6 protein-coding genes and 1 pseudogene are annotated in these 6,093 nt (G+C 69.3%); 5 read left to right on the top strand and 2 right to left on the bottom strand.

Annotated elements, in window-relative coordinates; translation table 11 throughout:
• Nucleotides 1–61 precede the first annotated feature (61 nt).
• Nucleotides 62–427, top strand: coding sequence for an NUDIX domain-containing protein (locus ABCR83_RS31860; protein ID WP_462698747.1), 366 nt, complete (start codon nucleotides 62–64; stop codon nucleotides 425–427).
• A gap of 32 nt (nucleotides 428–459) precedes the next feature.
• On the opposite strand, the pseudogene ABCR83_RS31855 reads toward ABCR83_RS31860, so the two are convergent.
• Nucleotides 460–613 (bottom strand): annotated as a pseudogene (locus ABCR83_RS31855) (IS630 family transposase); the annotation flags it as partial.
• Between the two features lie 6 nt (nucleotides 614–619).
• Nucleotides 620–1,984, bottom strand: a complete 1,365-nt coding sequence (locus ABCR83_RS31850; RefSeq protein WP_462698746.1) for a transcriptional regulator — start codon at nucleotides 1,982–1,984, stop codon at nucleotides 620–622.
• Nucleotides 1,985–2,329: 345 nt separating this feature from the next.
• Here ABCR83_RS31850 and rfbB point away from each other — a divergent pair, with 345 nt between their 5' ends.
• The 4 genes from rfbB to ABCR83_RS31830 are packed head-to-tail and all read left to right on the top strand — an operon-like array spanning nucleotide 2,330 to nucleotide 5,907.
• Nucleotides 2,330–3,352, top strand: a complete 1,023-nt coding sequence (gene rfbB / locus ABCR83_RS31845; RefSeq protein WP_462698745.1) for a dTDP-glucose 4,6-dehydratase — start codon at nucleotides 2,330–2,332, stop codon at nucleotides 3,350–3,352.
• Nucleotides 3,342–4,355, top strand: a complete 1,014-nt coding sequence (locus ABCR83_RS31840) for an ATP-grasp domain-containing protein (protein ID WP_462698744.1) — start codon at nucleotides 3,342–3,344, stop codon at nucleotides 4,353–4,355. The genes rfbB and ABCR83_RS31840 overlap by 11 nt, the downstream gene beginning before the upstream one ends.
• A complete protein-coding gene (locus tag ABCR83_RS31835; RefSeq protein ID WP_462698743.1) occupies nucleotides 4,352–5,485 on the top strand; it encodes a DegT/DnrJ/EryC1/StrS family aminotransferase in 1,134 nt (377 codons plus the stop codon). Before ABCR83_RS31840 ends, ABCR83_RS31835 begins: the two co-directional genes overlap by 4 nt.
• Nucleotides 5,482–5,907: an arsenate reductase/protein-tyrosine-phosphatase family protein gene (locus tag ABCR83_RS31830; protein ID WP_462698742.1), complete on the top strand. Its 426-nt coding sequence runs from the start codon at nucleotides 5,482–5,484 to the stop codon at nucleotides 5,905–5,907. Before ABCR83_RS31835 ends, ABCR83_RS31830 begins: the two co-directional genes overlap by 4 nt.
• Nucleotides 5,908–6,093: the final 186 nt, after the last annotated feature.

The following is a 6,093-nucleotide window of genomic DNA, read 5'->3' as shown; positions in this document are numbered from 1 at the left end:
CGCAGTGACCAGGTGTGGGTCCAAGACTCACTCCTGCTCACTGAATAGGAACGGTAACTCCGTGGCGCGTACCGAGTTTTACGACGACCCCAACGCACCGAGGCCCAACAGCCTCGTGGTGGCAGCTTCAGCGGTCGTTGCCGATGACCAAGGCCGTATCCTCCTCCAGCGCCGCAGGGACAACAACCTGTGGGCACTTCCGGGCGGTGCCATGGATATGGCGGATTCGCTGCCGGGAACCGCCGTGCGGGAGGTCAAGGAAGAGACCGGTCTGGCCGCCGGACTCCGTGCCGAAGCCGACGCGTATCGTCTCGCCGCCGCCGCGCCCCGGCGCCGCCGGGACCTCCGTACCCGCCTCGGCTGGACCCTCGTGGAGGTCGGCCTGAGGCTGACGGCCGCGCCCAAGACGGCAGCCACTGTTCCCTAGTTGTTCTGTCCGGCGAGGTTCGCCAGGATCGGTCAGGCTGCGGCTTTGAGAGGGCGTCCGCCCCAGCGGAATGCCTTTCTCGCTGCGGATGCGGGCGCGTTCCCTGCGCTCGGTGGCCAGGACGTCGCGGTGGCGTGCGTTGGCGTTACGCCAGCGAAGGTAGGCTCGCGGGGCCCGGGGCTGGAGTAGGGGTCAGGCGGTGCGTTCCAGGAAGTCGCGAACAAGGGGCACCTCCTTGCGGACGGCGAGCTTGGCACGCAGGTCGTCAAGGGTGGAGGTGCCGCGGGCGGAGGAAACGCCGCCCATGTGCTCGACCGCTCGGTGGGCGGTCTCGACAGCACCGTCAAGGTCGTCGAGGGAGATCCGAGCCTCGGCTTCGCGCGCGAGGTAAATGGCGGCGCCACGAGGGAAGTCGTCTTCTTGGTAGGCGTCGGCGGCCCGAAGCGTGGTCGGAGCGGTGGTGAATCGGAGCAGCGCCTCCTTGGGGTGGCCAAGGTTGAGGGCGCAGGAGCCGGCCAGCATGTGCAGCTCGCCGAGGTTGACCCAGTACACGCAGTCCGGTTCTTCTTGTGGCGATCGGTCTCGTGCTTGGTCGTAGGCGTCGAGGGCGGCGTTCTGGGCGCGGTCGGAGGCGCGGTGGTCGCCGGCGTGGGCGTGCGCACGGGCCAGGCGGGCGTGGAGCATCGCGGTCATCCGGGGAGAACCGATCGGCCGGGCTCGGCCGAGGGCATCGGTCACCAGGTCGGCGGCCCCCCGCGGGTCGCCGGTGGAGTAGCGCATGATTGCCCAGAAGGCGAGGGTGTTGGCAGTGACGACTGGGTCGTTGGAAGAGGCAGCCGCGCGCAGAGCGGCCAGGTAATACTCTTCGGCGAGGGCGTGGTGGCCGGAGTCGTAGGCGGTCCAGCCGCAGATGCGGGCGGCTTCCGCTGCGGCCGCGTGGAGCTGTCGGCCGGTCTCATCGGAGTATGCGTTGTTCTTGAGCGCCGAGGTGATCAATTGGAGCTGGGCGCGGGCAGAGGCATGCACCTGGCCGGAGCCGAGTTGATCGTCCTGGCGCCGCAGAACCGCCAGCGCCTTGTCGAACAGGGCCGGTGCCTGGCGGCCGATCCGCCGACCGCGCAAGCGCGCCGTGGCGGGCTCGGCACCGACGGCCCCGGCAAGAACCGGGGCTATCCCCGTGACAACCAGGAACCCCCTGCGGTCCATCGGTCCTCCCGTCGAGGCGACGCGATCCAATAGGTCAATCGTGGTCTGTGGGTCCCACGCAGCGTCAAGTAGCCGCCGTTCGCGAATACATGCCAGCTTGAGCCACTCCGGCCACGGCCGGGCCGTGACCTCCTCCTCCGGGATGCCGTGCAGGAAGGCCATCGCCTTCTGGGCATGCATCTCAGGGGTGACGCCGTGTCGAGTCCAGCGCGTGACCCGCTTGCGCTCCGTCTTCGTGATCTGTCCGTAGCCGAGGTGACGGTGCGCGGCGTCCAAGAGCGTCAGGTAATGAGGGGCTGACCAGCCGTTGAGGTGGAGCAGGTAGGCCAGCGGGTGCCTGTCAATCTCCACACCCGCCATAGTGCCCGCTTCGGCTGCTGACCGACAGGTACCGCCCGCCCATGGGAACACCTGGTAACGCCATGGGAATGGCTGGGCACAACCCCGGTCTTCCGAGGCAGCCCCCACATGCGGCATTACAAACACAGACCGTTCAACTCAGTCCGGGCTTCGCGTTCCCCTTCAAGCAGGACGTGGCGGCAACACCGAGCCCCTGAAGCACCTCACCGCAACGAAGCGACGGAGGCACCGATCCGCAAGAGCCGCTGTCGGCCGGCGGGTTCGTCGCTGCGGTGGTTCTCACAGACGGGCGGCGCATCCAGCCGTCCTGCTGCTCGTACTTCCCTGGAGGCATCCATGAACAAAGTGCTCGTCACGGGCGGAGCCGGGTTCATCGGCTCACACTTCGTCAAACGCATCCTCCGAGGCGACGACGTCGCCGAGGTGACTGTTCTCGACGCCCTTACGTACGCAGGGCACATCGAGAACCTCGGCGAGGCTTTCCTCAGCCCGAAGTTGACGTTCGTCCACGGCAACATCCTTGACGCCGACCTGGTCGAAACCCTCGTGCGGGAGCACACAGCGGTCGTCCACTTCGCCGCCGAGTCGCACGTCGACCGCTCGTTCTTCGCCGTCGGCGACTTCCTGTCGACGAACGTGCTCGGCACCCAGACCCTTGCGGAAGCGGCGATGCGGCACGGCACCAGCAAGTTCGTGCACGTCTCGACGGACGAGGTCTACGGACCGCTGCCGGAGGGCTCCGCCACCGAGGCCGACCTGCTTCGCCCGACGGTCCCGTACGCTGCCTCGAAGGCCGCAAGCGACCTCGTGGCGCTGAGCTACTTTCACACCTACGGCGTCCCGGTGTGCGTCACCCGTAGCTCGAACAACTACGGCCCCTACCAGCACCCCGAGAAGATCATCCCCCTCTTTTCCACCCGGCTCCTGCGGGGCCAGCAGGTCACCCTCCACGGCCAGGGCCAGCACGTGCGGAACTGGCTGCACGTCGAGGACAACTGTGCCGGCATCGACCTCGTCCTGCGCACCGGTGTGCCGGGCGAGGTCTACAACATCGGCGGCGGCACCGACTGCACGGGCAAAGAGCTGACCAGCTACCTCCTGCGCCTCTGCGGCGCCGACTGGGACTCGGTCATCTACGTTCCCGACCGACGGTCGAACGACATCCGGTACTCCATGATCTGGGACAAGGCGGTCGGCCTCGGATACCGGCCGGAGCGCGACTTCGAAGAGGGTCTCGCCGAGACCATCGACTGGTACCGGCGTAACCCCGACCGCTGGGCGCCGCTGGTGCGCAACCCGCACGCGGCCCGCGCCACGATCGCACTCGCACCCACAGGGGAGGAAGCCCATGCTCGCTGAACAGCCCATCCCGCGCAGGATTCTCGTGACCGGCGTCGGCGCCAACCCGGGCTTCGGGCTGACCCGCAGCCTCACCCGTCTGGGACACAAGGTCGTCGCCGCCGACGCGAACCCGCTCGCCCCCGGGTTCCTGCTGCCCGACGTCGTGCCCCGGGTCATCCCCCTCGCCACCGAGCCCGACTACCCCAGCGTCATGGCCAAGATGTGCCGGGACTTGGCCGTGGACGCGGTGGTGGCCGGCATCGAGAACGACCTGCCGCCGCTGGTGGACATGCTGCCCCAGCTGGACGCCGACGGCGTTCGCCTGTGGCTCCCGGATGCCGAGTCGGTGCGCGCCTGCATCGACAAGGCGGCGTTCCACCGGGTGCTGGCCGAGCACGGCATTACGACTCCTCGCACCTGGTGTCCCGAGGCGATCGACCAGGTCCCCGATGGAACAGGGCTGGTCGTCAAGCCCCGCCACGGCCACGGGGCGCAGAACGTCCACTTCATCGACAGGCGGGAACACGCCCGCGTCCTATGCGAGTTCGTACCGGAACCGGTGGTGCAGGAGCGGGTCTACGGCAGCGAGTTCACCGCGGACTGTTTGGTGGACCGCGACGGACGGGCCTCAGTGATCCTGCGTCGCCGGGATCTGGTGAAGGCCGGACGTGCCGTGGTCTCCACCACGTTCGACGACTCCACCGTACGCGACCTCGTCGTCAAGGCATTGGGCGCCGTCCAGGCCCGCGGTGTGTGCTGCGTGCAGGGGTTCATCTGCGCCGACGGCGCGGTCACGATCACCGAGCTGAACCTCCGGATCGCCGGCGGCTTCCCCCTGACCGAAGCAGCCGGAGCGGATCTCGTCGGGCAGATGGTGAACGGCCTGTTCGGGCTGCCGGTCGACCACCACCGTCTCACCTACCGGACCGGGGTGTTCCTGACCAACTATGCCGAGACCCTGGCCGTCGGCGACGCCGCCGAGCTTGGCCTCCCGGCCGTCGCGAAGGGAGAACCCTCGTGACCACGACTTCGAGGCCGGACGCCAGGCACAACGCCAGCCCGTACCTGTACGGGCAGGAGGCCGGGGCGGCCGCCCGGGTCCTGGAGTCCGGGCAGTACGGACACACCGACGTCACCGAGGAGTTCGAGCGCAGGATCGCCGACTTCCTCGACGTTCCCGACGCCGTGGCCGTCGCCTCCGGCACCGCGGCACTGCACACCGCCCTGCTCGCCGCCAAGGTCGGCCCCGGCGACGAGGTCATCGTTCCCTCCATGACGTTCTGCGCGACGGTCCAAGCGATCCTGGCCGTCGGCGCCACCCCGCGATTCGTCGACATCGACCCCGCCACGCTGTGCGTGAACGACCAGCTCGTCAGGGAGGCGGTCAGCGACAGCACCGCGGCCGTCATCCCGGTCCTGTTGGGAGGCAGGGCGGTCAACCTCACCTCCATCCGCGACGAGCTGACCGAACGTGCGATCGCTGTCATCGAGGACGCCGCGCACGCCTTCGGCTCCCGCGACGGCACGCGCCGGGTGGGGACGACCGAGGCCCTGACCTGCTTCTCGTTCGGGCCGATCAAGAACCTCACCTGCGGCCAGGGCGGCATGGTCATCCCCCGTACCCCTGAGGACGCCGGCACGATCCGCCGGCTCCGGCTCCTCGGCGTCGCCCAGTCGCAGAGTGAGCGCGCGAACATCACCACCTACCGCGTGGACACCTTCGGCCTGCGCTACCAGCTCTCGGGCATCAACGCCGCCATCGGCCTGGCCCAGCTCGACCACTTCGGCACGACCGAGCGCACCCGCCGTCGCTTGTGGCGCACCTACCAGCAGGCACTCGCTCCGCTGGACCGCGTGACGCTCGTCGACGTCGACGCCGACCACTCGGTGCCGCACCTGTGCCAGGTCCGCGTGCCCCACCGGGACCAGGTATTCGTGTACCTGCGGGCCAGGGACATCGGTGTGGGCGTCCACTACCCGCCCAACCATCTCCAGCCCGCCTTCGCGGCCTGGCGGCGCGCCCTGCCGGCCACAGAACAGGCTGGCGAGGAGATCCTCAGCCTGCCCTTCCACCAGTACCTCACCGAGACAGACATCGGCCTCGTCGTCTCCGCCCTCGGACAGGCCCTCGAGTCCACCGGGGCGGCATGATGCGGAAACTGTTGACCGTATGCCTGGGGAACTACTGCCGCTCCCCCTTCGCCCAAGTCGCGCTCACCCGCAGGGGCGGTACGTCCGTGACGGTCCGCTCAGCGGGGCTGATCGGCAAATGGCAGGACCAGCCCGCCAGCCTTTCCATGATCAACGCCGCCAGGCGACTGGGACTCGACCTCACCCCTCACCGGGCGCAGCAGATCACCCTGGAGATGCTGGACTGGGCGGATGGCGTCCTGGCGATGGACGCCGCCATCCTCGACACGCTCCGAGCGATCTGCGGCGAGGGCAACGCGCACAAACTCGGCCTCTACCTCGGCGGCCGCGACGTTCCCGACCCGATGGGCCAGGGCGACGACGCGTTCCACGAATGCGCCGTGCTGATCGAGGCGGGCACGGCACTGCACCTGGGCCCGTAATCCCGCGCTGGTCAGCCGGACGCGGCGGACCGGATCACGTCCACGAGCCTGTCCGCCGCGGCCGGGGGGCCGGGGGGCCCGGCCCGCGCCGCCCACGCCGCCCCGCGGCCGGCGGTTGGCCCGCAACCCCGGTAGAAACCGCCGCCCTTGGGGGGGTTGCGCCGGGGGGGGGGGGGGGGGGGGTGG

It is taken from the genome of Streptomyces xingningensis, from assembly GCF_054957865.1.
The sequence above is the reverse complement of the archived record's forward strand: the minus strand, read 5'-3'. Positions and strand labels throughout refer to the sequence as shown.

Coding starts and splice junctions, on each gene's coding strand:
- rfbB (WP_462698745.1), top strand. CDS start 2,330: ATGAACAAAGTGCTCGTCACGGGCGGAGCCGGGTTCATCGGCTCACAC.
- ABCR83_RS31840 (WP_462698744.1), top strand. CDS start 3,342: ATGCTCGCTGAACAGCCCATCCCGCGCAGGATTCTCGTGACCGGCGTC.
- ABCR83_RS31830 (WP_462698742.1), top strand. CDS start 5,482: ATGATGCGGAAACTGTTGACCGTATGCCTGGGGAACTACTGCCGCTCC.